The sequence below is a fragment of the Microbacterium halophytorum genome (assembly GCF_002970975.1).
GTDB classification, from domain to species: domain Bacteria; phylum Actinomycetota; class Actinomycetes; order Actinomycetales; family Microbacteriaceae; genus Microbacterium; species Microbacterium halophytorum.
Map to the genome: position 1 here is coordinate 41,962 of NZ_KZ672982.1, position 25,978 is coordinate 67,939.

22 protein-coding genes and 1 tRNA gene are annotated in these 25,978 nt (G+C 71.7%); 14 read left to right on the top strand and 9 right to left on the bottom strand.

The annotated features are described in order from the left end of the window. Positions 1 to 167: 167 nt before the first annotated feature. Positions 168 to 536: a MerR family transcriptional regulator gene (locus C0010_RS00165; RefSeq protein ID WP_198410840.1), complete on the bottom strand. Its 369-nt coding sequence runs from the start codon at positions 534 to 536 to the stop codon at positions 168 to 170. A gap of 61 nt (positions 537 to 597) precedes the next feature. On the opposite strand from C0010_RS00165, the gene C0010_RS00170 reads away from it, so the two are divergent. From C0010_RS00170 to C0010_RS00185, 4 genes are all read left to right on the top strand, one after another. Continuing rightward, entirely contained in the window at positions 598 to 1,491 is an 894-nt protein-coding gene (locus C0010_RS00170) for an aldo/keto reductase (RefSeq protein ID WP_105565055.1), read from the top strand. A gap of 165 nt (positions 1,492 to 1,656) precedes the next feature. Beyond that, a complete protein-coding gene (dxs, locus tag C0010_RS00175) occupies positions 1,657 to 3,621 on the top strand; it encodes a 1-deoxy-D-xylulose-5-phosphate synthase (RefSeq protein WP_105565056.1) in 1,965 nt (654 codons plus the stop codon). A 101-nt stretch (positions 3,622 to 3,722) separates the two neighbouring features. Continuing rightward, entirely contained in the window at positions 3,723 to 5,597 is a 1,875-nt protein-coding gene (locus tag C0010_RS00180; RefSeq protein ID WP_105565057.1) for an ABC transporter ATP-binding protein, read from the top strand. Further along, complete coding sequence (locus C0010_RS00185; RefSeq protein WP_105565058.1) at positions 5,594 to 7,408, top strand: ABC transporter ATP-binding protein; 1,815 nt, start codon at positions 5,594 to 5,596, stop codon at positions 7,406 to 7,408. Before C0010_RS00180 ends, C0010_RS00185 begins: the two co-directional genes overlap by 4 nt. 63 nt (positions 7,409 to 7,471) lie before the next feature. Here C0010_RS00185 and C0010_RS00190 read toward each other — a convergent pair whose 3' ends face one another. From C0010_RS00190 to C0010_RS00205, 4 genes are all read right to left on the bottom strand, one after another. Beyond that, positions 7,472 to 9,607: a 3-hydroxyacyl-CoA dehydrogenase NAD-binding domain-containing protein gene (locus C0010_RS00190; protein WP_105565059.1), complete on the bottom strand. Its 2,136-nt coding sequence runs from the start codon at positions 9,605 to 9,607 to the stop codon at positions 7,472 to 7,474. A gap of 5 nt (positions 9,608 to 9,612) precedes the next feature. Then, positions 9,613 to 10,818 (bottom strand): thiolase family protein, encoded by a 1,206-nt coding sequence (locus tag C0010_RS00195; protein ID WP_105565060.1) that lies wholly within the window; start codon positions 10,816 to 10,818, stop codon positions 9,613 to 9,615. Positions 10,819 to 10,890: 72 nt separating this feature from the next. Further along, positions 10,891 to 12,093, bottom strand: a complete 1,203-nt coding sequence (locus C0010_RS00200; RefSeq protein WP_408631057.1) for an HRDC domain-containing protein — start codon at positions 12,091 to 12,093, stop codon at positions 10,891 to 10,893. Then, a complete protein-coding gene (locus C0010_RS00205) occupies positions 12,086 to 12,664 on the bottom strand; it encodes a DUF3000 domain-containing protein (protein ID WP_105565061.1) in 579 nt (192 codons plus the stop codon). The genes C0010_RS00200 and C0010_RS00205 overlap by 8 nt, the downstream gene beginning before the upstream one ends. Before the next feature lie 25 nt (positions 12,665 to 12,689). Between C0010_RS00205 and C0010_RS00210 the strand changes: the two genes are divergently transcribed. The 8 genes from C0010_RS00210 (at position 12,690) to C0010_RS00245 (ending at position 20,960) form a co-directional block, all read left to right on the top strand. Then, entirely contained in the window at positions 12,690 to 13,868 is a 1,179-nt protein-coding gene (locus C0010_RS00210; protein WP_105565062.1) for an alpha/beta hydrolase family protein, read from the top strand. A gap of 98 nt (positions 13,869 to 13,966) precedes the next feature. Continuing rightward, complete coding sequence (gene zapE, locus C0010_RS00215) at positions 13,967 to 14,992, top strand: cell division protein ZapE (RefSeq protein ID WP_105565063.1); 1,026 nt, start codon at positions 13,967 to 13,969, stop codon at positions 14,990 to 14,992. Positions 14,993 to 15,142: 150 nt separating this feature from the next. Then, a complete protein-coding gene (locus C0010_RS00220) occupies positions 15,143 to 16,381 on the top strand; it encodes an ammonium transporter (RefSeq protein ID WP_105565064.1) in 1,239 nt (412 codons plus the stop codon). A gap of 187 nt (positions 16,382 to 16,568) precedes the next feature. Next, a complete protein-coding gene (locus C0010_RS00225) occupies positions 16,569 to 17,498 on the top strand; it encodes a hypothetical protein (protein WP_105565065.1) in 930 nt (309 codons plus the stop codon). After that, the gene (locus C0010_RS00230) at positions 17,495 to 18,685 is read left to right on the top strand and encodes an acylneuraminate cytidylyltransferase (protein ID WP_232531647.1); all 1,191 of its coding nucleotides are present in this window, start codon (positions 17,495 to 17,497) and stop codon (positions 18,683 to 18,685) included. The genes C0010_RS00225 and C0010_RS00230 overlap by 4 nt, the downstream gene beginning before the upstream one ends. Further along, a complete protein-coding gene (locus tag C0010_RS00235) occupies positions 18,682 to 19,554 on the top strand; it encodes an N-acetylneuraminate synthase family protein (protein WP_105565066.1) in 873 nt (290 codons plus the stop codon). The genes C0010_RS00230 and C0010_RS00235 overlap by 4 nt, the downstream gene beginning before the upstream one ends. Continuing rightward, positions 19,551 to 20,786: a DUF6716 putative glycosyltransferase gene (locus tag C0010_RS00240; protein WP_105565067.1), complete on the top strand. Its 1,236-nt coding sequence runs from the start codon at positions 19,551 to 19,553 to the stop codon at positions 20,784 to 20,786. The genes C0010_RS00235 and C0010_RS00240 overlap by 4 nt, the downstream gene beginning before the upstream one ends. Before the next feature lie 97 nt (positions 20,787 to 20,883). Next, positions 20,884 to 20,960, top strand: a tRNA-Val gene (locus C0010_RS00245). Positions 20,961 to 21,070: 110 nt separating this feature from the next. Here the strand turns inward: C0010_RS00245 and C0010_RS00250 are convergent. The 4 genes from C0010_RS00250 to C0010_RS00265 form a co-directional block, all read right to left on the bottom strand. Beyond that, complete coding sequence (locus C0010_RS00250; RefSeq protein WP_105565068.1) at positions 21,071 to 21,634, bottom strand: TetR/AcrR family transcriptional regulator; 564 nt, start codon at positions 21,632 to 21,634, stop codon at positions 21,071 to 21,073. After that, on the bottom strand, positions 21,627 to 22,424 hold the full coding sequence (locus C0010_RS00255; protein ID WP_105565069.1) for an alpha/beta fold hydrolase: 798 nt from the start codon (positions 22,422 to 22,424) through the stop codon (positions 21,627 to 21,629). Before C0010_RS00255 ends, C0010_RS00250 begins: the two co-directional genes overlap by 8 nt. A 106-nt stretch (positions 22,425 to 22,530) precedes the next feature. Beyond that, complete coding sequence (locus C0010_RS00260; RefSeq protein ID WP_232531648.1) at positions 22,531 to 23,190, bottom strand: response regulator; 660 nt, start codon at positions 23,188 to 23,190, stop codon at positions 22,531 to 22,533. 8 nt (positions 23,191 to 23,198) lie between these two features. Continuing rightward, complete coding sequence (locus C0010_RS00265; RefSeq protein WP_105565071.1) at positions 23,199 to 24,338, bottom strand: ATP-binding protein; 1,140 nt, start codon at positions 24,336 to 24,338, stop codon at positions 23,199 to 23,201. 112 nt (positions 24,339 to 24,450) lie between these two features. On the opposite strand from C0010_RS00265, the gene C0010_RS00270 reads away from it, so the two are divergent. Both C0010_RS00270 and C0010_RS00275 read left to right on the top strand, forming a co-directional pair. Beyond that, positions 24,451 to 25,185, top strand: coding sequence for an ABC transporter ATP-binding protein (locus tag C0010_RS00270; RefSeq protein WP_105565072.1), 735 nt, complete (start codon positions 24,451 to 24,453; stop codon positions 25,183 to 25,185). Next, positions 25,182 to 25,970, top strand: a complete 789-nt coding sequence (locus tag C0010_RS00275) for an ABC transporter permease (RefSeq protein WP_105565073.1) — start codon at positions 25,182 to 25,184, stop codon at positions 25,968 to 25,970. The genes C0010_RS00270 and C0010_RS00275 overlap by 4 nt, the downstream gene beginning before the upstream one ends. Positions 25,971 to 25,978: the final 8 nt, after the last annotated feature.

Consider the following 25,978-nt stretch of genomic DNA (forward strand, 5'->3'; position numbering starts at 1 on the left):
TGGTTCTGCCTCTCGTAGGTGGACCCCGCTGGATCAGGCGGGGTGCTGTTCGAGGCATTCGAGGACCTGCCCGAGACCGCGAGGGATCTCACGCACTCGTCGCCGCGCTCGTGCCCGAGGCCACGCACTCCACGGATGGCCCCGCATCAGCGTCGGCGCACCGGACGTCACGCGAGGACCAGCTCCTGCAGGCGCTCGATCGTGCCTCGCTGCTCGTCGAGCTGATCGATGCGCTGCCGCAGCGCGCCCATGTGTTCGCTCAGGTAGCCCGCGATGCAGGCATCGAGTCGGGCTCCGTCGTCGACGAAGCACGGCATGATCTGCGCGACCACGGCGAGTGAGAGCCCTGCGTCCAGGAACATCCGGATGCGTCGCACCGTCTCGACGGCGTCGGCGGCGAAGCGGCGGTGCCCGGCAGCGGAGCGATGCGCCGTCAGCACCCCGTGCTGTTCGTAATGGCGCAGCGCGCGAACGCTCGCTCCCGTTCGCTCGGAGAGCTCGCCGATGCTCAAGGCGACCCGATCCGGATCGGTCATGTCGTTTCCTTTCAACGAGGACTTGCACCTGACGCTAGCGTCAGGCCCTACCTTCGTGGCTATGACGACAGCAACAAACGCAACACGTGCCGCCGAGCAGACCTTCCTCCTCGGGGGCGACCTCCCCGTCAGGCGCATCGGACTCGGCGCGATGCGCCTGACGGATGCCACGGGGGACGGAACGCACGCCGGAGCCCGGATCTGGCGCGGAGCCCCTGATTCGTCCGACGCGATCGCTCTGCTCCGCGGCGCGGTCGAGCGGGGCGTGCAGCTCATCGACACGGCGGACGCGTACGCGCTCGGGGACAACGAGGCGCTCGTGGCCCGGGCGCTGCATCCGTACCGCGACGACCTCGTGATCGCCACGAAGGTCGGCAACCTGCGGCCCTCCCCGGAAGAGTGGGTGCCGCTCGGGCACCCCGCTTACCTGAAACAACAGGTCGAGCTGAGCCTGCGGCGCCTGCGCGTCGACAGGATCGATCTGCTCCAGCTGCACAGGCTCGATCCCGCCTATCCGATACCCGAGCAGGTCGGTGCGCTCGCGGAGTTGCAGCAGGCGGGGAAGATTCGGCACATCGGCCTGTCAGAAGTGAGCGTCGACGAGCTGGAAGAAGCCCGTCGCACCGCCCCGATCGCCGCGGTCCAGAACCTCTACAACCTCGCGTCGCGCGGCCACGATCCCGTTGTCGATCACGCGGCCGCCGCGGGCATCGCCTTCCTGCCGTTCTTCCCCCTCGCCACCGGTGACCTGGCACGCGAGGGAGGCCCGGTGGCCACGATCGCCGCAGAGCTCGGCGCCGCGCCGGGCCAGGTCGCGCTGGCGTGGCTGCTCCATCGTGCGCCGAACATCCTCCCGATCCCGGGCACGACCTCCGTCGACCACGTCGCGGAGAACGTGGCCGCGGGTGCGCTGTGGCTGACCGACGAGCGGTTCCGGCGCATCAGCGGCGACTGAGCGGCCCGGCGTCGAGCGCCACGGCCGGGTCCGTGCCGCTGTCGAGCTCCGCGGCATCGGACGTCGACAACGGCGCAGACCCGCGGGCGGTCGCAGCTGCGGGGGATACCCGCATTGCGCAGGGAGGCTCGGAGTGTTCCCCGGATGCTGGCGTACGCTCGGAGGATGACTCTGCTGGAAACGATCAGCGGTCCGCGCGATCTCGACGCACTGAGCACCGAGCAGCTCGAGCAGCTGGCCGGGGAGATCCGCGAGTTCCTGATCGACAACGTGGCGCGCACGGGCGGGCACCTGGGTCCGAACCTCGGCGTCGTCGAGCTCACGATCGCCCTGCACCGGGTGTTCGATTCCCCGGACGACCCGATCGTCTTCGACACGGGCCACCAGTCGTACGTGCACAAGCTGCTCACGGGCCGGCAGGACTTCTCGGGTCTGCGCACGCGCGGTGGCCTCGCCGGCTACCCGCAGCGCTCCGAGAGCGAGCACGACGTCGTCGAGTCGTCGCATGCTTCGAGCTCCCTCAGCTGGGCCGACGGCATCTCCCGCGCGTTCTCGCGCACGGGCCGCGGCGACCGCCACGTCGTCGCCGTCGTCGGCGACGGCGCCCTCACGGGCGGCATGACGTGGGAGGCGCTGAACAGCATCACCGACGACAACGAGCGCAACCTCGTGATCGTCATCAACGACAACGGGCGCTCCTACGCGCCGACGATCGGCGGTATGGCCCGCTACCTGAACAGGCTGCGCACGGCGGGCACCTACCGGTCGCTCGACGAGACCTCCGGCAGGGTCGCCGGCAAGTTCGGCTCGATCGGCCGCGCGATGTACCGCGGGATCCGCGGGGGAACGCGCGGGTTCCTGTCGCGCTTCGCGAACTACTCGGCCCTGTACTCGCAGCTGGGCATCAAGTACCTCGGGCCCGTCGACGGCCACGACGTGAACGCGATGATGGAATCGCTCGAGCTCGCGAAGTCGTACGGCGCACCCGTCATCGTGCACGCGATCACGGAGAAGGGGCGCGGCTACGAGCCCGCCAGGAACGACGAGGCCGACCAGTTCCACGCCGTGGGCAAGATCGACCCCGAGACGGGAAGGCCGGTCTCGGGCGGTTCCCGCACGAGCTGGACGGACGTCTTCGCGGAGGAGCTCGTCGAGATCGGCGCGGAGCGCGAGGACGTCATCGCCATGACGGCCGCGATGCTGCGCCCGACGGGGCTCGCGCCGTTCGCGGAGCGCTTCCCGAAGCGCGTGTACGACGTCGGCATCGCCGAACAGCACGCCGTCGCTTCGGCCGCGGGGCTCGCGCACGGCGGGCTGCACCCCGTAGTGGCGCTGTACGCGACGTTCATGAACCGCGCGTTCGACCAGGTGCTGATGGACGTCGCGCTGCACAGGGCGGGCGTCACCTTCGTGCTCGACCGCTCGGGCGTGACGGGCCCCGACGGGCCGAGCCACCACGGCATGTGGGACCTCGCGCTGCTGCACATCGTGCCGAACATCCGCATCGCGGCCCCGCGGGACGCCGCGCGCGTCAGGGAGGAGCTGCGCGAGGCCGTCGCCGTCGCCGACGCCCCGACGGTCGTGCGGTACCCGAAGGGTGCGGTTCCGGATGACATCCCCGCGATCGAGCGCCTGGACGACGGCGTCGACGTGCTCGCGCGCGACGAGACGGAGGACGTCCTGCTGATCGGCATCGGGCCGTTCGCCGCCATGGCGCTCGACGTCGCGGGCCGGCTGAAGGCGCAGGGGATCGGCGCCACCGTGATCGACCCCCGCTGGGTCGTGCCCGTGCAGCCGTCCGTCGTCGATCTCGCCGCCCACCACCGCCTCGTGATCACGATCGAGGACGGCATCCGGGTGGGCGGCATCGGCACGCGCGTGCGCCAGGTGCTGCGCGAGGCGAGCATCGACACCGCGGTCGACGAGCTGGGCCTGCCCGATGCGTTCCTCGACCATGCCGAACGCGGTGAGATCCTGGCCGACGCGGGCCTGACGGCGGCGAAGATCGCCCAGGACGTCGTGGCGCAGGTGCTGGGCACCAGGGTCCCCGTCGCGCGCCCCGAGCAGCTCAGCGCACGCGGCGCGGACCGCGCGGATTCCTCGCCGGGCATCGCCGACTCGATGCGCTGATCGGGCACCGGTTCCCCGAATCCGGCGCGCTGAGCGCCCCGCTCTCGCGATCGCCGTTATAGGCTGGAGGGCTTTGCCCCTTCCATCGCTGTGAGTGAGCCATGTCTCAGACATCCACGGGCGCCTCGCGCCCTCCGGTCCACCGCGCCCTGATGCGCCTGCTGCCGTTCGCCAAGGGCGAGCTGCCGCGCATCGGGCTCGGCGGCCTGTCCGCCCTGTGCGCGTCGATCGTCGCGCTGCTGATCCCGACGGCCCTCGAGTGGATCGTCGGCGGCCCGCTCACGTCCGGCGCGACCGGGCCCGTCGTCTGGGGCGCGCTCGCCGTGCTCGGGCTCGGCCTGATCGAGGCCGCGATGGTCTGGCTGCGCCGCTGGTTCGTGCTCGCGCCGTCGACGAAGATCGAATACCGCATCCGCACGACGTTCTACAACAGGCTGCAGACCCTGCCGATCGAGTTCCACGATCGGTGGCAGGGCGGCCAGCTGCTCAGCCGCATGATGCAGGACATCGGCCTCATCCGGCGCTGGATGGCGTTCGGCCTGATCATGCTCGTCGTCAACGGCCTCACGGTCGTGATCGGCGCCGTGCTGCTGTTCCAGTGGCACTGGGCGCTCGGCGTCGTGTTCCTCGTCGCGGGCATCCCCGTCTTCGTCCAGGCGTACCGGTTCGAGCAGCGCTACGGGCTGCTGACGCGCCGGAGCCAGGACCAGCAGGGCGACCTCGCGACGAGCGTCGAGGAGAGCGTGCACGGCATCCGCGTGCTGAAGGCGTTCGGGCGCGGCCCGTACGCGCTGCGCCGGTTCGCCCGCCAGGCCGAGGGCCTGCGCGAGACCGAGCTGAGCAAGGCGCGCTCGATCGCGGGGATCGACTTCGTGCTCGTGCTGATGCCGGAGCTGGCGTTCGCCGCGTGCCTGGGCATGGGCATCTGGCTGATCTCCGAGGGCCAGCTCGACCAGGCGCAGCTGTTCGCGTACTTCGCGATGGCGACGATCCTGCGCTGGCCGATGGAGTCCCTCGGCTTCCTGTTCTCCTTCATGCTCGACACCCGCACCGCGACGGACCGCGTCTTCGAGGTGTTCGACGCCGTCGACACGATCACGACCCCGGATGAGCCCGTCGTCCCGGCCGTCGACGCGGGGGAGCTCCGCTTCGAGGGCGTGCACTTCCGCTACCAGGACGCGAAGGAGCACGAGCGCGACCTGCTCGACGGCGTCGACCTCGACCTGCGACCGGGGGAGACGATGGCGCTCGTGGGCCTGACGGGCAGCGGCAAGACGACGCTGACGACTCTGCCGACGCGCCTGTACGACGTGACCTCGGGCCGCGTCACGCTCGACGGCGTCGACGTGCGCGACATGTCGCTCGTCGAACTGCGCACCCGCATCGCGACGGCATTCGAGGACGCCACCCTGTTCTCGGCCTCGGTCCGCGAGAACGTGCTGCTGGGGCGCGACGACCTCGAACCCGGTTCGGCCGAGGCCGAGCGCGTCATGCGCGAGGCGCTGCAGGTGGCGCAGGCCGAGTTCGTCGACGACCTGCCCGACGGCGCGGACACGCCCGTCGGCGAGGAGGGCATGAGCCTCTCGGGCGGGCAGCGCCAACGGCTCGCCCTCGCGCGGGCCGTCGCGGCGCGCCCCCGCGTCGTCGTGATGGACGACCCGCTGTCGGCGCTGGACGTCAACACCGAGGAGCGGGTGCAGGGGGAGCTCCGCCGGGTGCTGGCGGGCACGACGGCGCTCATCGTGGCGCACCGGCCGTCGACCGTCGCGCTCGCCGATCGCGTCGCGCTGCTGCGAGACGGCAGGATCGCGGCCGTCGGCACGCACAGCGAGCTGATGGCGTCGTCTGCCGAGTACCGCGCCGTCATCTCCAGCATCGACCTCGGCGGCGCCGTCGCACGGGACCCGAACCCGACGAGCGAGCTCGACATCATCGCGCTGCGGGAGCACGCGGCGCAGGAAGGGGGCGAGCGATGAGCTCGTCGGTTCACGGAGTCGCGGGCGAGGACCGCGAAGAGTACTCGCCGGAGGAGAGCCGTGCGATCCGAGAGCGCTCGTTCCGCCTGCTGATCTCTCTGCTGCGGCCGCTGAAATGGCGCCTTGTGCTGGTATCGATCGTGGTCGTCGGCCAGACCGGGTTCCGCGTGCTCGGTCCCACTCTGCTGGCGATCGGCATCAACCAGGCGCTTCCCGCCGTGCTCGACGGCGCCGATTGGGGGCCGACGTGGCTGGTCGTCGGCGCGTACGCGGCAACGGCGGTTCTGGGAGCCGGTCTGTTGGCGTGGTACGACGTGCTCGCCGCGCGCATCGCGCAGACAGTTCTCCTCGACCTGCGCATGCGGGTGTTCCGGCACACGCAGCTGCTGAGCCTCGAGTTCCACGAGACGTATACCTCGGGACGCATCATCTCGCGGCAGACGAGCGACCTCGAGACGATCCGCGAGCTGTTCGGCGGCGGGCTGACCGAGCTCGTCAACGCCGTGCTGTACGGAGCGTTCACCTTCATCGCGCTCATGCTCGTCGACTGGGAGTCCGGCCTCATCGTCGTCGCGTGCGGCGTCCCCCTCGCGTTCCTGATGCGGTGGTTCTACCGCAGCTCGCAGACGGCCTACCGCGGCACGCGCGTGCACAGCGCCCGTGTGATCGTGAAGTTCGTCGAGACGATGACGGGCATCCGGGCCGGCAAGGCGTTCCGCACGGAGCCGCGCAACGAGGCGGAGTTCGGCCGCCTGGCCGGCGCGTACCGCGACGCGAACATGCGCGTCATCCGGCTGTTCGGCACGTTCGAACCCGCGCTCATGGCCATCTCGGCCTTCGCGATCGGCGCCGTCGTGCTCTGGGGCGGCGTGCGCATCACCTGGGGCGAGTTCACAGTCGGCGCGCTGCTGGCCGCCGTGCTCTACGTGCGCAACTTCTTCTCGCCGCTGCAGGAGGTGGCGATGTTCCTGAACTCATACCAGGCCGCCTCCGCGGCCCTCGAGAAGGTCTCGGGGGTGCTGGAGGAGGTGCCGTCGGTGCCGGAGCCGGACGAGCCGGTGGCGCTCGAGCGCGCGGAGGGAGAGCTGCTCTTCGATGACGTCACCTTCGCGTACGGCAGCGGCGCGCCGGTGCTCCCGGAGTTCCGGCTCGCGATCCCGCGCGGCCAGACGGTCGCGGTCGTCGGCACGACGGGGGCGGGGAAGTCGACCCTCGCGAAGCTGCTCTCGCGCTTCTACGACCCGGTCGCCGGCCGCGTGACGCTCGACGGCGTCGACCTGCGCGAGATCGGTCAGGAGGACCTCCGCCGCGCCATCGTGATGGTCACGCAGGAGGCGTACCTGTTCAGCGGAACCGTCGCCGACAACATCGCGCTCGGCAGGCCCGGCGCGTCGAACGAGGAGATCGTCGCGGCGGCGAAGGCCGTCGGCGCGCACGAGTTCATCGAGCATCTGCCCGACGGGTACGACACCGATGTGAACAAGCGGGGCGGTCGCGTGTCGGCCGGCCAGCGCCAGCTGGTGTCGTTCGCACGCGCGTTCCTCGCCGACCCGGCGGTGCTGATCCTGGACGAGGCGACGGCATCGCTCGACATCCCGTCCGAGCGGATGATCCAGGAGGCGCTGCAGACGCTCCTCGCCGACCGCACGGCGATCATCATCGCGCACCGCCTGTCGACCGTGGAGGTCGCCGACCGCGTGCTCGTGATGGAGCACGGCCGCATCATCGAGGACGACGCCCCCGCCGAGCTGATCGCGGGCACCGGCACGTTCGCGCGCCTGCACAAGGCCTGGCGCGACTCGCTCGTCTAGGCCCGCACGACGAACGGCCCCCGGAGCACATCTCATGCTCCGGGGGCCGTTCGTCGTGCGTCTCTACTCGATGCCGCGGATGGCGGGGGAGTGGAACGAACCTCCCGCCGCGCGGTCCGAGGCGCCCGACCTGTCGAGGTAGGGCGTCACGCCGCCGTCGATCATGGGCCATCCGGCGCCGAGGATCAGCGCCAGGTCGATGTCCTCGACCTCGGGGACGACGCCCTCGTCGAGCATGAGCCGGATCTCGCGGGCGAGCTCGTCCTCGACGGCGCGGAGGATCTCCTCCGCGGTCATCGGGTTCTTGCCGACCGAGACGGCCTTCGCCGCCTTCTTCGACCATCCGGTGACGTTCCCGCGCTTGTCGCGCTCGAGCGGCTGGTCGATCTCGGCCGCCGCGTGCAGGTTCGCCGACGCGTGGAAGCGCTCGGGGAAATGCCCTGCCATCGTGTCCTGGACGTGCGCGGCGACCTTCCAGCCGACGAGGTCGATCAGCTCGAACGGACCCATCGGCAGCCCGAAGGGCACGAACGCCTTCTCGACCTCGGCGAGCGGTGTGCCGGCGTCGACCGCACGCACGGCCTCGCCCATGACCTTCGCGAGCAGGCGGTTCACGATGAACCCGGGGGCGTCGGCCGAGCCGATCGCGTTCTTGCGCAGCTTCTTCGCGACGACGTATCCCGTCGAGACGGCTTCGTCGCTCGCTTGCGGCGTGCGAACCACCTCGACGAGCGGCATCACAGCCACGGGGTTGAAGAAGTGGAAGCCGATCAGGCGCTCGGGGTGCGCCAGCACCGACCCGATCTCCTCGACCGACAGCGACGACGTGTTGGTCGCGAGGATCGCATCCTCCGAGACGATCTGCTCGATCTCGCGGAAGACCTGCTGCTTGACGCTCGTCTCCTCGAACACCGCCTCGATGACGAAGTCGGCGTCGGCGAACTCGGTCCTGTCGACCGTGCCGCTCACGAGGGCGCGCAGGCGGTTCGCGGTGTCGCCGTCGATGCGCCCCTTCTCCTCGAGCTTCCCGATCTCGTCCCGGATGTGCGACAGCCCCTTGTCGACGCGGGCCTGGTCGATGTCCGTGATCACGACGGGCACCTGCAGGCGGCGCACGAAGAGCAGGGCGAACTGGCTCGCCATCAGGCCGGCGCCGATGACACCGACCTTGCTGACGGGCCGGGCCAGCTCCTTGTCGGGCGCGCCGACGGGGCGCTTCGCGCGCTTCTGCACGAGATCGAAGGCATACATCGACGCGGCGAACTGGTCGCCGCAGATCAGGTCGCCGAGTGCTTCGTCCTCCAGGGCGAAGGCGTCCTCCTTGGAGCCGGTGCGCGCGTGCTCGAGCAGATCGAGCGCGCGGTACGGGCTGAGCGGGACGGGGCCGATCTTCTGCTCGAGCGTCGCGCGGGCGATCCTGATCGCCGCTGGCCACTTGACGGTGCGCTCGATGCGCCCGGGTGCGTTCGGCCGTTCGACCGCGATGTCGCCCGACAGCACGCCGTCCGCCCAGGCGAGCGACTGCTCGAGGTAGGCGGCCGGCGGGAACATCGCGTCGAAGATGCCGAGCTCGTGCGCCTGCTGCGGCTTCAGCATCCGGTTCTGCTTCAGCGGGTTCGAGATGACGACGTCGATCGCCTTCTCGATGCCGATCAGGTTCGGCAGCAGGTACGCGCCGCCCCAGCCGGGGATGATGCCGAGGAAGACCTCGGGCAGAGCGACGGCCGCGGCCGACGAGTCGATCGTGCGGTAGGTCGAGTTCAGCGCGATCTCGAGGCCGCCGCCGAGGGCCAGGCCGTTCACGAACGCGAAGCTCGGGACGCCGAGCTCGCCGAGGCGGCCGAGGACCTGGTGGCCGCGCTGGGCGATCATCCGGGCGTTGGCCCTGTCCTGCAGCGCCGAGATCTGCGACAGGTCGGCGCCCGCCGCGAAGATGTACGGCTTGCCGGTGATCGCGACCGCGTCGATCTCGCCCGCCGCGGCGCGGGCCTGCAGCTGGCCGAGCCGATCGTTCAGCGCGGTGAGCGTGCGCGGCCCGAGGGTGTTGGGGCGCTTGTGGTCGCGCCCGTTGTGCATCGTGATGAGGGCGAGGGTGCGCCCCGATGCGAGGGTGACGTCGCGCACGGGGAAGTGCGTGACGACCTCGTCCGCGCTGGCGGCGTCGAGGGGGGCGAAGTCGATCGCGTCGTAGTTCGTCATGGAGGTCACTTCCTCTTCCTGCCGTCGAAGTGCGGGTTCTCCCAGACGACCGAGCCGCCCTGCCCGAGCCCGACGCACATGGCCGTGAGGCCGTAGCGCACGTCGGGGCGCTCGGCGAACTGCGCCGCGAGCTGGATCATCAGGCGCACACCGGATGCCGCGAGCGGGTGGCCGAGCGCGATGGCCCCGCCCCACGCGTTCACGCGCGGATCGTCGTCGGCGATGCCGAAGTGATCCGTGAAGCTGAGCACCTGGATCGCGAACGCCTCGTTCAGCTCGAAGATGCCGATGTCGTCGATCGTGAGGCCCGCCTTGGCGAGCGCCTTCTCGGTGGACGGAATCGGGCCGATGCCCATGATCTCGGGCGCGACGCCCGCGAATCCGAACGACACCATGCGCATCTTCGGCGCCAGGCCGAACTCCTTGACGGCATCGCGACCGGCCAGGAGGCCGACGGTCGCGCCGTCGGTCAGCGGCGACGAGGTGCCGGCCGTGACCCTGCCGTGCGGGCGGAACGGCGTCTTCAGGCCGGCGAGGCCCTCCATGGTGGTCTCGGGCCGGCGCCCTTCGTCCTCGGTCGCGAGGCCGAAGGCGCCGTCGGCGTCCGCGATCGCGACGGGCACGAGGTCGGGCTGGATCTTCCCTGCGTCGTATGCCGCCTGGACCTTGCGCTGGCTCAGCATGCCGAAGCGGTCTGCCCGCTCCTTCGTCAGGTGCGGGAACCGGTCGTGGATGCGCTCGGCCGTGACGCCCATGTTCAGTGCGTCGGCGTCGACCATGCGCTCCGCGACGAAGCGCGGGTTCGGGTCGGCGTTCGATCCGATCGGGTGGCGCCCCATGTGCTCGACGCCGCCGGCGATCGCGACGTCGTACGCGCCGAACCCGATCGAGGCGCCCATCGTGGTCACGGCCGTCATCGCGCCGGCGCACATCCGCTCGATGGCGAGGCCGGGGACCGTCTGCGGCAGCCCCGCGAGCATCGCGGTCGTGCGGCCCAGCGTGAGGCCCTGGTCGCCCGTGAGCGAGGTCGCCGCGATGGCGACGTCGTCGACGCGGTCCTTCGGCACGTCCTGGTTGCGGTCCATCAGACCCATCGTCGCCTTCACGATGAGGTCGTCAGCGCGCGTGTGCGCGTACATTCCCTTGTCTCCTGCGCGCCCGAAGGGCGTGCGGACTCCGTCTACGAAGTAGACGTCAGACAGCTTGGCCACTCTGCCTCCCTAGTTGGTTCATCCCAGCCTAGGGCGGTGCCGGATGCGCGGCGCGAGTCGGTTGGGCGGTGTCTACGAAGCGCGCTCCTCGGCGAGGTCGGCGGCTTGGGCGGCCCGCACAAACGCCGCGGCGATCGGGGCGGCCGTCTGCTCGATCTGCCACTCGCGGGCCCCGGACGCGCGCAGCGCGTCGCCGACGGATTCTGCCGCGATCTCGGCGGGCGGCTCCCACGCCACGAGCCGCAGGGCATCGGGCGTGAGCAGGTTCTCGGCCGGCATCTCGAGCCGCTCGGCGATGTCGGCGAGATCGGCGCGCGCCGCCTTCAGGCGCTTGTCGGCGTCCGGATTCCGGTCGCGCCACGCCTTCGGCGGGGGGAACGCGCTCTCGCTGGGAAGGCGCTCCGGCGGGAGCTCCTGGCTCCGGCGGCCCGCGTCGATCGCGCTCCACCAGCGGTCGATCTGCGAGCGGCTCGCCCTGCCCGTGAACTCCTTCAGCGCGGCGAGGGCGCCGCGCGACGTCGGCCCCGCCTTCACCGCGGCGACGATCGCGCGGTCGGGGATGAGCCGGCCGGGGGAGACGTCGCGCTCGATCGCGTACTCCTCGCGCGCCCGCCACAGCTCGCGGGCGACCGCGAGCCCGCGGCGCCCCCTCACGGTGTGCAGGCCGCTCAGCCGCCGCCAGGGCTCGCGGCGCGGCGGCTTCGGCGGCATCGCCCTGACGTGCTCGAACTCCTCGGCGGCCCACGCCGCCTTGCCCGCCGCGTCGAGCGAATCCGCGACGGCGTCGCGCACGTCGAGGAGGTGCGCGACGTCGAGGGCGGCGTACTCGAGCCACGCGGCGGGCAGCGGGCGGGTCGACCAGTCCGAGGCCGAGTGCTCCTTCTTCAGCTCGACGCCGATCGTGCGCTCCGTGACGGCGGCGAGGCCGACCTTCGGCCAGCCGAGGAGGCGGGCCGAGAGCTCGGTGTCGAAGATGCGCTCGGGCACGAGGCCGAGCTCGCGCAGGGAGGGGAGGTCCTGGCTGGCCGCGTGGAAGACCCACTCCGCGGAGCCGATCGCCTCCTGCAGCGGGGCGAAGCCATCGATCTCGACGGGGTCGAAGAGGAAGACGCCGGCGCCGCGGCGGAACACCTGCACGAGGTACGCGCGCTGCGAGTAGCGGAACCCCGATGCCCGCTCCACGTCGACGGCCACGGGGCCGTCGGCATCGGCGAGCGCACCCACCGCCTCCAGGAACCGTTCTTCGGAGGCGATGACGTCGTAGGAATCAGTCACGTTCTGCTTTCCGAGCGCCGAACACGGCGATCTTCTCTGAGCCGGGCGGCAGGCCGGCCAGCATGCACACCAGCTCCGCCCAGGCTTCGACGTGCGCGCGGGGATCGCCGAGGGGCGACCACGACGCGCGCAGCTCGATCTGCGCGCCGTCGCCCTCTCCCGCGAGCGTTCCGTAGCCCGTCGAGAGCGTTTTCGTTGCGGTGCCGGAAGCAGCGGTGTGCTCGGCCCCGTGTGACGCGAGCGCGTCGATCAGCCACGACCATGCTACGTCGGCCAGGAGCGGGTCGGTCCCGATCTCGGTCTCGAGCGGGGCCTGCGCGAACGCGACGATGCGCAGCGGGCCGTCCCACGCATCCGGCTCGTCGGCGTCGCGCAGCAGCACGAATCGGCCGGTGCCGTAGGCGGACGCGCCCGTCTCGTCGGGGCGCACGTCACCGGCGAGCGCGATCGCGTCGGGCGCCAGGCCGCGCGGCGCGGGGATCTCGCTGACCGCGAAGTCGTCGCGGAACTCGACGTCGCGCACGCGCGCGGCCAGCGACTCGAAGGGAACGAGACGGCCGGAATCGATCACGCCGACAGATTAGAGTGAGCATGACATGAACTCCTCCAGGCGCGCCGGTTCGCTCGGCGCTGGTCTCGTCCTCCTCGGTCTCGGCGTCGGCCTCGTCGCCGGTGCCGTCGCGACCGTCGGCTCCCGCATCACCAGGGTCGCCCGCTCCGTCGTCACGCCCGCCAAGGCGGTCGCCGACCTCGAGATCCTGGGCGTGGACACTCGGGCGCAGACGATCACGCTGAGCCGCACGCCCGACACGGAGCTGGCGGGTCGCTACGGCCTGTTCTCCAACGGCGAGCAGTCCTACCTGAAGCTCGGGGCGGTTCTGCGCGCCGACGGGGCGTCGGTCACGCGCAAGCTCCTCACGCAGATCGGCGCTGGCGAGGACATCGGGCGCTGGGGGCGGTTCAGCGGCTGGTACTTCGTCTCGCCGGATGAACTGCACCTCCCGTACGACGATGTGCCGATACCGACACCCGTGGGCCCCGCGCCGGCGTGGCTGGTGCGGGCCGAGGGAAGCGACACCTGGGCGATCGTGGTGCACGGCAGGGGCGGCACCCGGTCCGAGGGGCTCAGGGCGGTGCCCCTGCTGCGCGACGCCGGCGTCACCTCGCTGCTCGTCTCGTACCGCGCCGACGGGGTCGCGCCGGATGGCCCGTCCGGCCTGCAGGGGCTCGGGACGACAGAGTGGCCGGATGTCGAGGCGGCGATCGAGTACGCCCTCGCGAACGGCGCGGCGCGCGTGCTCCTGATGGGATGGTCGATGGGTGGGGCGATCGCGATGCAGGCGCTCGTGAACTCGGCCTACCGCGAGAGGATCGCCGGCGCCATCCTGGAGTCGCCCGTCGTGGACTGGCGCGATGTGCTCGGCTTCCAGGCGACGCAGATGCGCGTCCCGCAGGCGGCCGCCCGAGCGACGCTGGGGCTCCTCGAGACCCCGTGGGCGGCGCGCGCGGTGCGGGTCGGCGACGGCATCCGGTTCGACGACCTCGACATGGTGGCGCGCGCCGACGAGCTGAGCGAGCCGATCCTGATCCTGCACAGCGACGACGACGGCTACGTGCCGGTCGGCCCGTCCCGCGCGCTCGCGGAGGCGCGCCCCGACATCGTGACGATGCCGCGCTTCACGGGGGCGAGGCACACGAAGATCTGGAACCACGACGAGAAGGCGTGGACCGCGGCGATCCGCGACTGGCTCGCCGCGCGGGGCCTCGCGCGCTGATCCGGCGCCGGGAGGCCGCGCAGGAGCGGCCGCGTAGACTTCACGGGGCACATCGCCCCGGCGCCCGGCGCGCCCATGCACAGCGAAACGAACGGCATATGACTCACATCGGCACCATGACCGGCCGCGTCCGCCTCACCGAGCGGAACCCCCAGCTCTCCGGGGAGGAGATGCTCGCGAGTCTGGTCCCGCCGCCGCAGTTCGACGCCGCGACCTTCGACTCGTACCGGGCCGACGATCAGTACCCTTCGCAGGCGGAGTCGAAGGAGCTTCTGGCGCGCTTCTCGGCGGGGGCGATGCCGCCCAAGCGCGGCCTCTTCTCGCGCAAGCCCAAGGTCGAGCCGATGAAGCCGGGCGTCTACCTCGACGGCGGCTTCGGGGTCGGGAAGACCCACCTGCTCGCGGCCGTCTTCCACGCCGTGCCCGCGCGGAGGAAGTACTTCGGCTCGTTCATCGAGTACACGGCGCTCGTCGGCGCGCTCGGCTACCAGAACACCGTCGAGCTGCTGAAGGGGTCCGCGCTGCTCTGCATCGACGAGTTCGAGCTCGACGACCCTGGCGACACCATGGTGATGACGCGGCTGCTCGGCGAGCTCGTCGCCTCGGGAACCCGCCTCGCCGCCACGAGCAACACCCCGCCGAACGCGCTCGGGGAGGGGCGCTTCGCCGCCCAGGACTTCCTCCGCGAGATCCACGCGATGAGCGACAGCTTCCAGACGATCCGGATCGACGGCGTCGACTTCCGCCAGCGCTCGATCGACGGCACCTCGGTCGTCCTCGACCCCGACGAGTACGACGCCGCGCTGGACGCGGCCGGAGCGACGGTCTCCGACGACGCGTTCGACGACCTGCTCGGCCACCTCGCGCACGTGCACCCCTCGCGCTACATCCGCCTGATCGACGGCCTCGACGCCGTCGGCCTCACGGGCGTGCGGCAGATCACCGATCAATCGGAGGCGCTGCGCTTCGTCGCCTTCGTCGACCGCGTCTACGACGCGCAGCTGCCGATCCGGGCGACGGGCCTGCCGCTGAACGACGTGTTCAGCGCCGAGATGCTCGCCGGCGGCTACCGCAAGAAGTACCTGCGCGCCGTCTCGCGCCTCAACGCGTCCACCCACGCCTGAGCATTCCGCGCGGTCGGTAACGCGCCGGAAACACCCCGGCCGATCCGTAACGCAGGCGAAACCTCGGCGCCGCAGGGCGGAAGCACCCGCTCGTCAGGATGAGGACATCCGGAATACCCGGATCCTCGACTGACGAAACGGAAACACCTCATGGACAGCGGAAATCTGGCGTGGCTGATGATCGCCACGGCGCTCGTGCTGCTGATGACGCCCGGCGTGGCGTTCTTCTACGGCGGCCTCGTCAAGGCCAAGAGCGTCGTCAGCATGATGATGATGAGCTTCGGCGGGCTCGCCCTCACCGCCGTGCTGTGGGTGCTCTACGGCTTCGCGATGACGGCCGTCGACAGCCCGTTCGCCTTCGCGGGCAACCCCTTCGCCGACCTCGGCCTCGTGAACACGATCGCGGACGATCCGACCGGTGAGCTCGGCGTCGGCGCCGCGTTCGGCGCGACGTTCGCGATCATCACGGTCGCCCTGATCTCGGGCGCTATCGCGGACCGGGCGCGGTTCTGGCCCTGGATGGGCTTCGCCGGCGTCTGGGTCACGCTCGTCTACTTCCCCGTCGCGGCCTGGGTCTGGGGCGGCGGTTGGATCATGGAGCTGGGCGCCTGGATGTTCGACGGCGCCGTCGAGGTGATCGACTATGCCGGCGGTACCGCGGTGCACATCAACGCGGGTGCGGCGGCGCTGGCACTGGCCCTCGTGCTCGGCAAGCGCGTGGGCTTCCAGAAGGGCATCAACAAGCCCCACAGCGTTCCGCTCGTGATGCTCGGCGCGACGCTGCTGTGGTTCGGCTGGTTCGGCTTCAACGCCGGCCTGACACCGGCGCCGCTCGGCGAGGACGGCAACACGGCGCTCGGCCTCATCATCGTGAACACGATGGTCTGCCCCGCCGCCGCCATCATCGGCTGGATCGTCGTCGAGAAGCTCAAGGACGGCAAGTCGACCTCGGTCGGCGCCGCATCGGGCGCCGTCGCGGGCCTCGTCGCCATCACCCCGGCGTGCGCCTCGATCGACCCGATCTGGGCGATCCTGCTCGGCGTCGTCTCCGGCGCGGTGTGCGCCCTCGCTGTCGAGCTCAAGTGGAAGTTCGGCTTCGATGACTCGCTCGACGTCGTCGGCGTGCACCTGGTCGGCGGAATGATCGGCACGCTCTGGATCGGCTTCTTCGCGACCGGCACCGGCCTGTTCATGGGCGGCGGCGTCGCCCAGCTGGTCGTGCAGGCCATCGCCGCGATCGCCGTGCTGATCTACTCGTTCGTCGTCGCCTACGTCATCGGCATCGCCATCGAGAAGGTGTTCGGCTTCCGCGTCAAGAACGCCGACGAGATCGCCGGGGTCGACACGGTCGTCCACGGCGAGGAGGGCTACGCGATGGAGGCGCGCTGAGCGCAGACCGAACGACGCGGAGAGGCCGGGCACCGAGGTGCCCGGCCTCTCCGCGTGCGCCGCGCCTTCATGCGGGCTTCACCCCCGCGTCACCCGAACGGGCCGTACGGTTCACGTCGAGCGCCCAACGTGTCTGAAGAAGAACACGAGAGGGGCGCCCCGCCCCTGCTGACGCTCGGGAGGCTGCGTGGCGAAGCACGACGTGCCCGTGGCCTGGATCGAGTCGCCGCTGCAGCTCATCGGCGCGGCGGAGTGGGCGGCCGCCCGCGGAGTGCGGCCCGACCTGGCGGCCCGTCTCGGCGAACAGGTCGAGGAGACCGCCGCCGAACTGCACGCGCGCAGGGCGCCGTTCCGCGACCGCGCCGCCTACTACGGCATCCCGTGGCGCATGCTGGCCTCCCACGACCACTGGCTCGTCGGAGACGGCTACTCCGGGCAGTTCCGGCTCGCGGCGGCGGCCCTGCGGCCGCGCCGCATCACGTTCCTGGACGACGGCGCCAACACCGTGCCGTTCGCCGATGCGCTCGCGGGCGCGCAGCCCTACGCGCGCCCTGGCGTGGTCGAGCGAGGCCTGACCAGGCGCCTCGCACCGATCGCGCTCGACGCCATCCGCATGCGTGCCGCGGCCGGCGCCGTCGAGCTCTTCACGGCGTTCGAGCTCGGCGAGGAGCGCGAGTCCCGCCTGCGCGACCTCGGCGCCGTGACGACGAGGCACGGCTTCGAATGGCTGCGCTCGACGCGGCCGGACGTCGCGGGCGACCCGCTGCCGTCCGGCCGGGTCATCCTCGGCAGCGCGCGCGTCGTCGACGGGCACATCCCCCGGGCCGACTACCTCGCCTGGGTGCGCGCCGAGGCTCGGCGCAGGGGAGCGTCGTATCTGCCGCACCGCCGCGAGACGGGTGACACGCTCGACGCCGTCGCCGCGATCCCCGGCGTCCGGGTCGTGCGCACGCAGCTGCCGATCGAGGTCGTACTGGCGGGCGACCGCGGGCCGTACGAGGTCGTGACACTGCCGTCGAGCGCCGCAACGACGCTGCGCAGCGTGCTGCGCGGCACGGAGAGCACCGTGAAGGAGCGCACGGGCGCGGTCGGCGGGCGCACGGAGCGCGTCGCGTGACCCGCGAGGCCGTGGCGATCATCCCGGCGCGCGGCGGTTCCGTCGGCGTGCCGCGGAAGAACGTCGCACGTGTCGGCGGCATCCCTCTTGTGGCGCGCGCCGTCAGGGCGGCGCACGCGGCAGGCATCGCGCGCGCGGTCGTCTCGACGGACGACGACGAGATCGCGGCGGTGGCCTCGGAGTGGGGAGCCGAGGTCGTCCGCCGCCCTGCCGAGCTCGCGAGCGGCACGGCGACGAGCGAGTCGGCGGTGCTGCATGCCCTTGACGCGCTCGCCGACCGCGGAATCGACGTCGGCGTCGTCGCCTTCCTGCAGGCGACGAGCCCGTTCCAGCCGGTCGGTGCGCTCGCGGAGGCCGTTTCCCGTGTCAGCGACGGCTCCGCGGACTGCGTGTTCTCGGCGCGGGAATCCTTCGAGTTCTTCTGGGCGGACGACGGCGGTGCGGCCCGCGCCGTCGGCCACGACCGCTCGCACCGGCCCCGGCGCCAGGACCGCGAGCCGCTGTACGTCGAGACGGGTGCGTTCTACGTGTTCGGCGCATCCGGGTTCCGGCGCGCGCGCCACCGGTTCTTCGGCCACGTGGAGATCTCCGAGGTGCCCGCGGCGTTCGCCGTGGAGGTCGACACTCCGGCCGAGCTGCGTGCGGCGCGGGCTCTCGCGCCGCTGCACGTCGACGCGGCCGTCGACCGGATGGACGTCGACGCCGTCGTGACCGATTTCGACGGGGTGCACACCGACGACACGGCGACGATCTCCGCGGACGGCACGGAGCACGTGCGGGTCAGCCGCTCCGATGGAATGGGCGTCCGGATGCTCCGCGAGGCCGGCGTCAAGGTGCTGATCCTCTCGACCGAGACCAACCCGGTGGTGGCGGCGCGGGCGGACAAGCTCGGCGTCGACGTCATCCAGGCCTGCGGCGACAAGCGCGCCGCACTGGAGGCCTGGGCCGCCAGGGAGGGCATCCTGATGGCCCGGATCGCCTACGTCGGCAACGACGTGAACGACTTGGGTGCGCTCGAGGCAGCCGGTTGGCCCGTCGTCGTGCCCGGATCGCACCCGCGCGCGCTCGAGAGCGCACGCGTCGTGCTCGCCGCCGAGGGCGGCCGCGGGGCGGTGAGGGAGCTCGCCGAGCGCGTGCTCGCGGACCGCGCCGCATCACAGGACCACAGCAGAGGGGAACGAGTATGAGTGTCACGATCGGATCGCATCAGGTCGGCGGGGGAGCGCCCGCGTTCGTCATCGCGGAGATCGGGCTCAACCACAACGGGTCGGTCGAGCTGGCCAAGCAGCTGATCGACGTCGCCGCGGAAGCCGGCGCCGACGCGGTGAAGTTCCAGAAGCGCACGCCCGAGATCTGCACGCCCGAGCACATGCGCGACACCCCGCGCGAGACGCCGTGGGGCACCATGACGTACCTCGAGTACCGCCACCGCGTCGAGTTCGGCCGCGACGAGTACGTCGAGGTCGGCGACCATGCCGTCATGCGCGGCCTCGAGTGGTTCGCGTCGCCGTGGGACGTGCCGAGCGTGGAGTTCCTCGAGGATCTGAACGTCGTCGCGCACAAGGTCGCCTCCGCCAGCGTGACCGACATCGAGCTGCTCGAGGCGCTGCGCGCGACGGGCAAGCCGATCATCCTGTCGACGGGCATGTCGACGATGTCCGAGATCGACCGGGCGGTCGAGACCGTCGGGACGGAGCGCCTCGTGCTGATGCACGCGACGTCGACGTACCCGATGGAGCCGGACGAGGCGAACCTCCGGATGATCCCGGTGCTGCGCGACCGCTTCCCCGGCGTCCCTGTCGGGTACTCCGGCCACGAGCGCGGCCTGCAGATCTCGCTGGCGGCCGTCGCGATGGGCGCCACGGCGGTCGAGCGCCACATCACGCTCGACCGCACGATGTGGGGCTCGGACCACGCGGCCTCGCTGGAGCCGGGCGGCCTCGCGACGCTCGTCCGCGACATCCGGATCATCGAGGAAGCGCGCGGCGACGGCATCAAGCGCGTGTTCCCCGGCGAGCTCGCGCCCAAGGCCAAGCTGCGCCGCGTCGGAGCGTGAGGGCCGGCGAACCGCTGCGCATCGTCGCGGTCGCCGACACGGACTCGTATGTGAAGTGGGCCGCGGCCACGGTCGCCGACCCGCGTGCGGCGGGCGAGCTGCTCGTGCTCGACACGGAACTGGTGGTGAGCGACGGGCAGCTCGACGCCGCGCTCGCGGGCGCGGGGCTCGCCCGCGATCGGGTCAGCCGGGTGCGCTTCGAGGAGCTCGCGGAGCGGATGCGCGGCGCCGACGTCGTGCTGGCGGCCGCGCGGGGGCCGCTCGTGCGGCTGATCGCGCGCACGGCGGCGCGGCTCGAACCAGCGCCCGTGATCGCGACGGGCCTGCCGGGCATCTCGGTGCCGCCGACCTGGCTGGCGCTGCACTTCCGGCGCCAGTGCGACCTGTTCGTCCTCCACTCGCACCGGGAGGTGCGCGAGTTCCGGCGCCTCGCGGCCGAGCGGGGCATCGAGCAGCGCTTCGCGCTGGCGGGACTGCCGTTCGCGCGCCGGCTGCACGGGCGGGAGCCGGCGGGCACCGATCTGGTGTTCGCGGCGCAGGCGATCGTGCCCAGGGAGCGGCGCGACCGGCTGACGATGGCACGGCTGCTCGTGGATGCGGCGCGATCGGAGCCGTCCCGCCGCGTCGTGGTCAAGCTGCGCGGGCGCGCAGGTGAAGCGCAGACGCACCGGGAGGACGACAGTTACCCGGAGCTGCTCGCCGAGATCGGCGACGTGCCGCCGAACCTCGTCGTGTCGTACGCGCCGATGGAGGAGGCGCTCGCCAGCGCCGCCGGGCTCGTCACGGTGAGCTCGACGGCGGCGATCGAGGCCGCTGCGGCGGGCGTGCCCGTCGTGGCGTTCGACGAGTTCGGCGTCGGCGACGACCTGATCAACACGGTCTTCCTGGGCAGCGGGCTGCTGGCGGGCAGGGAGGGCCTCCTCCCCGGCAGGCAGCGCCATCCGGATCCCGAGTGGCTCACGGACAACTACTTCCACGAGCCGGCGGACGACACCTGGCTCGCCGACCTCGCCTCGCTCGTCGAGCGCAGGCGCGCGGGCGACCTCGCGCCCCGGCCCGACGGCGTCGGCCTCGGTGGCCGGGCGCGGGAGGCGTGGGAACGCCGCCTCGCACTGGGGAACCGCGACCGCACGGCCGGCGGGCGCGCGGCGTACGCCGCCGGCGTCCCCGTGCGCTGGGCGCTCGGCGCCGTCAGGCGCGCCAGGACCCGCCTGTACGGGTCGCACGCCTGAGCGGTCTCGGGCGCGCGACACGGCCGGGATGCGTCCGGTTCGGAGGTCACCGGATCATCCGGTAGTATCTATCGAGGCCCGCAAGGGTCGCTCCGATGGGCGTTTGGCGCAGTTGGTTAGCGCGCTTCCTTCACACGGAAGAGGTCGTGGGTTCGAGTCCCGCATCGCCCACCAAAGGAACCCCCGGTCAGAAGCCTCTCGTCAGGCGACTGCCGGGGGTTCGTCGCGTCCGCAGCGAGGTGAGCCGCGGCCCTGCGGACGACCGGCGTTCCCGGGGGCGGCAGTCACGAGGCCCACTGCGTCAGCACGGCGTCGAGCCCGTCGATGACGCGTTCGAACGTGGCGTCGGTCGACCTGGGCCACTTGAAGCCCGCGCCGAGCTCGAGGGCGACGAAGCCGTGCAGCGTGGAGCGGATGAGCCGGATCGCGTCGGTCAGGTCGTCGCCGTCGAGAGCGTAGGCCCGCAGCGCCGAAGCGAATGCGGCGATCATCTCGCCCGCCGCCGCGGTGCCCTCGGCGTCGTCGGGGTCGGGCGCGATCTGGAGTGCGGCGTATCGGGCGGGGCGGCCCGCCGCCCAGTCGCGGAGCGCGTGGGCGACCGCGCCGAGCGCGTCTCGCCCCGATAGTCCGGCGCAGGCCGCCGACAGCACGGCGGCCGCCTCGCGCGCCGCGTTCTGGGCGATCGCCCCGCGCAGGTCCTCGAGGTCGGCGACGTGGCGATAGACGCCCGGCGGGGCGATCCCGAGTGCGCGGCCGAGCTTCGTGATCGTCAGTTCGTCGAGGCCGATGCGGTCCGCCAGGTCGGCGGCCCGGTCCACGACCGCGGCGCGGTTCAGCCGATCAGGCATGCGACGCACCCCGGCTCAGGAACGGGAGCATCACCGCGAGGACGGCCTCCGCCTGCTCGCCCATCGGGTAGTGGCCCGCGCCGGGAATCATCCGATGCTCGCCCCGCAGCGCCTCCGCGGCCCATCGGGCTTCCGCTTCCGGGTCGGGGAAGTCGCGATCGCGCTCGCCCATGATGATCAGCGCGGGGGCGGACACCCCCGGCAGCGCCGCCTCCGCTGGCGCGTGGGAGGTCCGGGTCGTCCTCTCGAACGCCCGCCACCGCCCGGGCCGGCGCAGGAGGGCGAGTGCCGCGCGCACGTGGTCGTCGTGGTCGTGAGGCAGGCGGTCGCCGAAGAGCGAACGGTAGTAGGCCCGCCAGACGGAGGGCCCCCACGGGCGGGCGAGCGCGAGGCGCATCAGGAACTTCGTCGCGGCCGGGCCAGGATCCCTCAGGAACGGGCCGATGAGCACCAGGCCGTTGATCGCCTCGGGGCTCTCGGCCGCCGCGATGACGGTCGCTGCGGCGCCCATCGAGTTCCCCACCACCGTCGCGGGAGCTCCGCCCAGTGCGTCGACGACCGCGAGCAGGTCGCCGGCGGCGGCCCGATCGTCGTAGGCCGGGAAGCGCGTCGAGCTGTCGCCGTGCCCTCGCAGGTCCATCGTCGCCACGCGGAAACCGGCCTCCACCAGGCCGGGCACCAGGTGCCGGAACGACGCCCTCGTCTCGCCCATACCGGGCACGCCGACGATGAGCGGGCCCGCTCCGTCGACCTGTAGGGCGATCGTGCCTCCGTCACGTTCGATCATCATGTTACGGAGCGTAACTTACTGTGATGGAGAGTTGCAACGACCGAAGGATGCGCGTCTGTCGCGCTGTCATCGACGGCTCGGGCATCGCCAGCGCTGCTCGCTCCGGTCAGTGCTCGCCCGGGGCGGTGTGCGACGAGGCGAGGAGTCCGTGCCGGATGGCGCGGAGGACGGCCTGGGTGCGGTCTCGTGCCCCGAGCTTGACGAGCACGTTCGAGACGTGGTTCTTGACGGTGCCCTCGGCGAGATGCAGCAGCTCGGCGATCTCTCGGTTGCTGTACCCGCCCGCGACGAGCCCGAGAACGTCGGCTTCGCGCTCTGTCAGCTCGGCGGGATGCCAGTCGCCTGCGCCCGCCTCGTCCGCCGGCATCGCGAGGCGCGCGGTCAGCGCGGGCTGCAACGCCGTCCGGCCGGCCGCGACGGCCCTGATCCCATCGACGAGCTCATCCAGCGTGACGTCCTTCAGCAGGTACCCGCGGGCACCGGCGCGAACGGCGCCGAGGACGAGCTCGGCATCATCGAAGGTAGTCAGTACGAGGGCGGGTGCATCGATGCCGCGCCTGGCCATCTCACGCAGCGTGCCGATGCCGTCGCGGCGCGGCATCCGCAGGTCGAGGAGGATGACATCCGGGTCGTGCTCGACGAGCATCCGGAGCGCCTCGTCACCGTCGGCGGCCTCGCCCTCGACGACGACATCCGGGCTGAGCTCCAGCAGCCCGCGGATGCCGGCCCGCACGAGCGTCTGGTCATCGACGATGAGGACGCGCACCTCGGCGCTCATCGCGCGGGCACCGCCATCCGCACGACGAAGCCCCCGTCGGGTCCCCGCGTGAACTCGGCCGATCCGCCCAGGTGCTCAGCCCGTTCGCGGAGGCCGCGCAGCCCGTTGCCCGGCGTGACATCCCGACCCGCCGCGCCGTCGTCGCTGGCGGAGAGCACGAGCGCGTCCGATTCCGGATCACGGCGGACCGTGATCCGGAGCGTGGTCGCCCCGTGCGCGTGCCTGATCGTGTTCGTCAGCGCTTCCTGGGCGGCGCGAACCATGGCCGTGCGGACGCCGGCATCGGCCGAGATCCCGGGGTCGACGGACAGCTCGACGGCGGGTCGGGAGATGTCTGTGATCACGTGCTCGAGCGCGTCGCGCAGCGACCCGCGCTCGTCTCGCAGTTGCGACACGCTGTCCCGGACCTCGGCGAGCAGATCCTTGGCGATCGAGCGGGCGCGGCGCACGTGCTCCGCGGCGTCGCCGTCGGCCTGATGCGACGCGATCTCCAGCTCGAGCGCAAGCGCCGTGAGTCGATGCCCCGCGACATCGTGCAGGTCGCGGGAGATGCGGAGGCGCTCTTCGGCCCGTGCCGATTGGTCGAGCAGCGCCGACGCGGCCGCGAGCTGCACGTGCGCCTCCGCGAGCTGGCGCTGCGAGCGCTCTTGCGAGATCCATGTCGACACCGTCAGGGCCGTGACCGCTTGTACGACGATGTAGAAGGCGGCGTTCACGCCCTTCTCCGCGACTCCCGGCGTGCTCACGACCACGGCCGCCGTGTTCGCGAGGATCACGAGCGCTGTGCCCGACCGGGGGATCACGTAGACGCTGAGCGCCGCGCTGAAGATCAGCACGATCTTCACGAAGCCCATCCCGGTGTGGATCAGGAGCACGCTCGCGATGGCCGCCAGCGCCTGTGCGATGAACCAGGCGAGCAGGGCGCGGCGGCGCGACGATTCGGTCAGTGCGCTCGTCGCGAGGTACGCGGCGATGAAGCCCGCGTACACGATCGGCCACAGCCACGGCGGCCCGAAGGCGACATCCGTGCCCTGCACTTCCTGCACGACGACGGGCACGCCGAGGGCGACGAAGAGCAGGGTGATCAGACCCACGAGCACCAAGCCGGGGTCGAACGCGCGGGCGCCGCTTCCCATGCGGCAACGCTATCGCGTGAGCGGAGGGCTCTTCCCGTGCCGAAAGTCACGACCGGAAGAGGTGACCTCCGGCACGCGCGAACCGAGCCGTGTCATCCATAGCGTCGTTCGCATGATGGAACCAGCAGTGGCGGTCACCGGGCTGACGCGCCGATACGGTCGGAAGACGGCTCTCGACGGCGTCGACCTGCACGTCGAGCCCGGCGGCGCCGTGGGGATCCTCGGCGCGAACGGCGCGGGCAAGACGACGCTCGTCGAGACGATCGTCGGTCTGCGGCGGCCGACGGCCGGCCGTGTTCGGGTGCGGGGGCTCGACCCCATCCGGGACCGGGCCCGGGTGCGCTCGGTCCTGGGGGTGCAGCTCCAGAATGCCGCGATGCACGAAGACCTCACCGTCGCGGAGAACCTGCGACTGCATCGGTCGTTCTATCGCCAGGGCGTCGATCCGGATGCCCTGATTGACGCCCTCGGGCTGCGTCAGGTGGCCGGCACCCGCGCCCAACGGCTCTCGGGTGGGCAGCAGCAACGGCTCTCCGTCGCGGCGGCCCTGATCGGAGGCCCGCGCATCGTCATCCTCGATGAGCTGACCACGGGGCTGGACCCGGAAGGCCGCCACGAGGTCTGGCGGATGATCGAAGAGCTCCGCGAGGAGGGAGTCACGATCCTGCTGGTGAGCCACTCGATGACCGAGGTCGAGCGGCTCTGCGATCGGCTCGTGATGCTCGAGCGCGGCAGGATCGCGATCGAGGGGACCCCGGCGGACGTCATCGAGCGAACGCGCGCGGAAGACCTGGAGGAGGCGTTCCTGCGGCTGCGGGGCCGCGGCGGCGCGAGGAGCAGCTCATGATCGGCAACGGATACGGCGTTCCCAGGCCCGCACACCCGGGGATGCGGGCCTGGGGGCAGCTCGTTCTGGCCGAGACGCGCTCCGTGGTCCGCGACACGGCGGGCCTGATCATCCCGATCGGCATGCCGACCCTCTTGCTGCTCACCCAGGGCGCCGCACCGTCCGAGCAGATCCTGCCGGGCTCCGGTGGGCGCAGCGTGTTCGAGTTGTTCGTGCTGCCGATTCTGCTCGTCATGGTGGTCGCGCTCGTCGGCGTGGTGAACATGCCGTCGTTCCTCGCCGCCTACCGGAAAGGAGGCCTGTTGAAGCGGCTCGCCGCGACGCCGGCGCATCCGGCGATGCTGCTGGTCGCCCAGGTGGTGACGTCGCTCGCGCAGACCCTGGTCGGAGTGGGCATCGCGGTGGCTGCCGCGGCGGCGGTGTTCGGCATCGTGGGGCCCGAACAAGCCGTGGCCGCGATCGGTGCGTTCCTGCTCGTGTGCGCCGCGATGTACGCCGTCGGAATGATCGTCGCGGCAGTAGCGCCGACTCCGAACGCGGCCGTCGCGATCGGGCTCGTCGTGTTCTTCGGCATCGGCGCGGCCGGCGGGCTCTTCGGCGGGAAGGAGCAGCTCCCGGAAGTCGTAGCGGTCGTGGGCGCGTGGCTGCCGTACGGCGCGGGCGTCGAGGCGCTGCAGCACGCGTGGGTCGGCGAGCCCCTGCCGTGGGAGCCGGTCGTCGCCCTGGCCGCGGCCGCGGCGATCGGCGGTGCGGCCGCCGTTCGCCTGTTCCGTTGGAGTCGCTGACGGGCTAA

Excerpts from the sequence above, each read along its gene's own strand:
- C0010_RS00170 (WP_105565055.1), top strand. The coding sequence starts at position 598 with ATGACGACAGCAACAAACGCAACACGTGCCGCCGAGCAGACCTTCCTC.
- C0010_RS00265 (WP_105565071.1), bottom strand. The coding sequence starts at position 24,338 with ATGGGAAGCGGCGCCCGCGCGTTCGACCCCGGCTTGGTGCTCGTGGGT.
- zapE (WP_105565063.1), top strand. The coding sequence starts at position 13,967 with ATGACTCACATCGGCACCATGACCGGCCGCGTCCGCCTCACCGAGCGG.
- C0010_RS00185 (WP_105565058.1), top strand. The coding sequence starts at position 5,594 with ATGAGCTCGTCGGTTCACGGAGTCGCGGGCGAGGACCGCGAAGAGTAC.
- C0010_RS00235 (WP_105565066.1), top strand. The coding sequence starts at position 18,682 with ATGAGTGTCACGATCGGATCGCATCAGGTCGGCGGGGGAGCGCCCGCG.
- dxs (WP_105565056.1), top strand. The coding sequence starts at position 1,657 with ATGACTCTGCTGGAAACGATCAGCGGTCCGCGCGATCTCGACGCACTG.
- C0010_RS00180 (WP_105565057.1), top strand. The coding sequence starts at position 3,723 with ATGTCTCAGACATCCACGGGCGCCTCGCGCCCTCCGGTCCACCGCGCC.
- C0010_RS00210 (WP_105565062.1), top strand. The coding sequence starts at position 12,690 with ATGAACTCCTCCAGGCGCGCCGGTTCGCTCGGCGCTGGTCTCGTCCTC.
- C0010_RS00250 (WP_105565068.1), bottom strand. The coding sequence starts at position 21,634 with ATGCCTGATCGGCTGAACCGCGCCGCGGTCGTGGACCGGGCCGCCGAC.
- C0010_RS00165 (WP_198410840.1), bottom strand. The coding sequence starts at position 536 with ATGACCGATCCGGATCGGGTCGCCTTGAGCATCGGCGAGCTCTCCGAG.
- C0010_RS00275 (WP_105565073.1), top strand. The coding sequence starts at position 25,182 with ATGATCGGCAACGGATACGGCGTTCCCAGGCCCGCACACCCGGGGATG.
- C0010_RS00190 (WP_105565059.1), bottom strand. The coding sequence starts at position 9,607 with ATGACGAACTACGACGCGATCGACTTCGCCCCCCTCGACGCCGCCAGC.
- C0010_RS00270 (WP_105565072.1), top strand. The coding sequence starts at position 24,451 with ATGATGGAACCAGCAGTGGCGGTCACCGGGCTGACGCGCCGATACGGT.
- C0010_RS00220 (WP_105565064.1), top strand. The coding sequence starts at position 15,143 with ATGGACAGCGGAAATCTGGCGTGGCTGATGATCGCCACGGCGCTCGTG.
- C0010_RS00255 (WP_105565069.1), bottom strand. The coding sequence starts at position 22,424 with ATGATGATCGAACGTGACGGAGGCACGATCGCCCTACAGGTCGACGGA.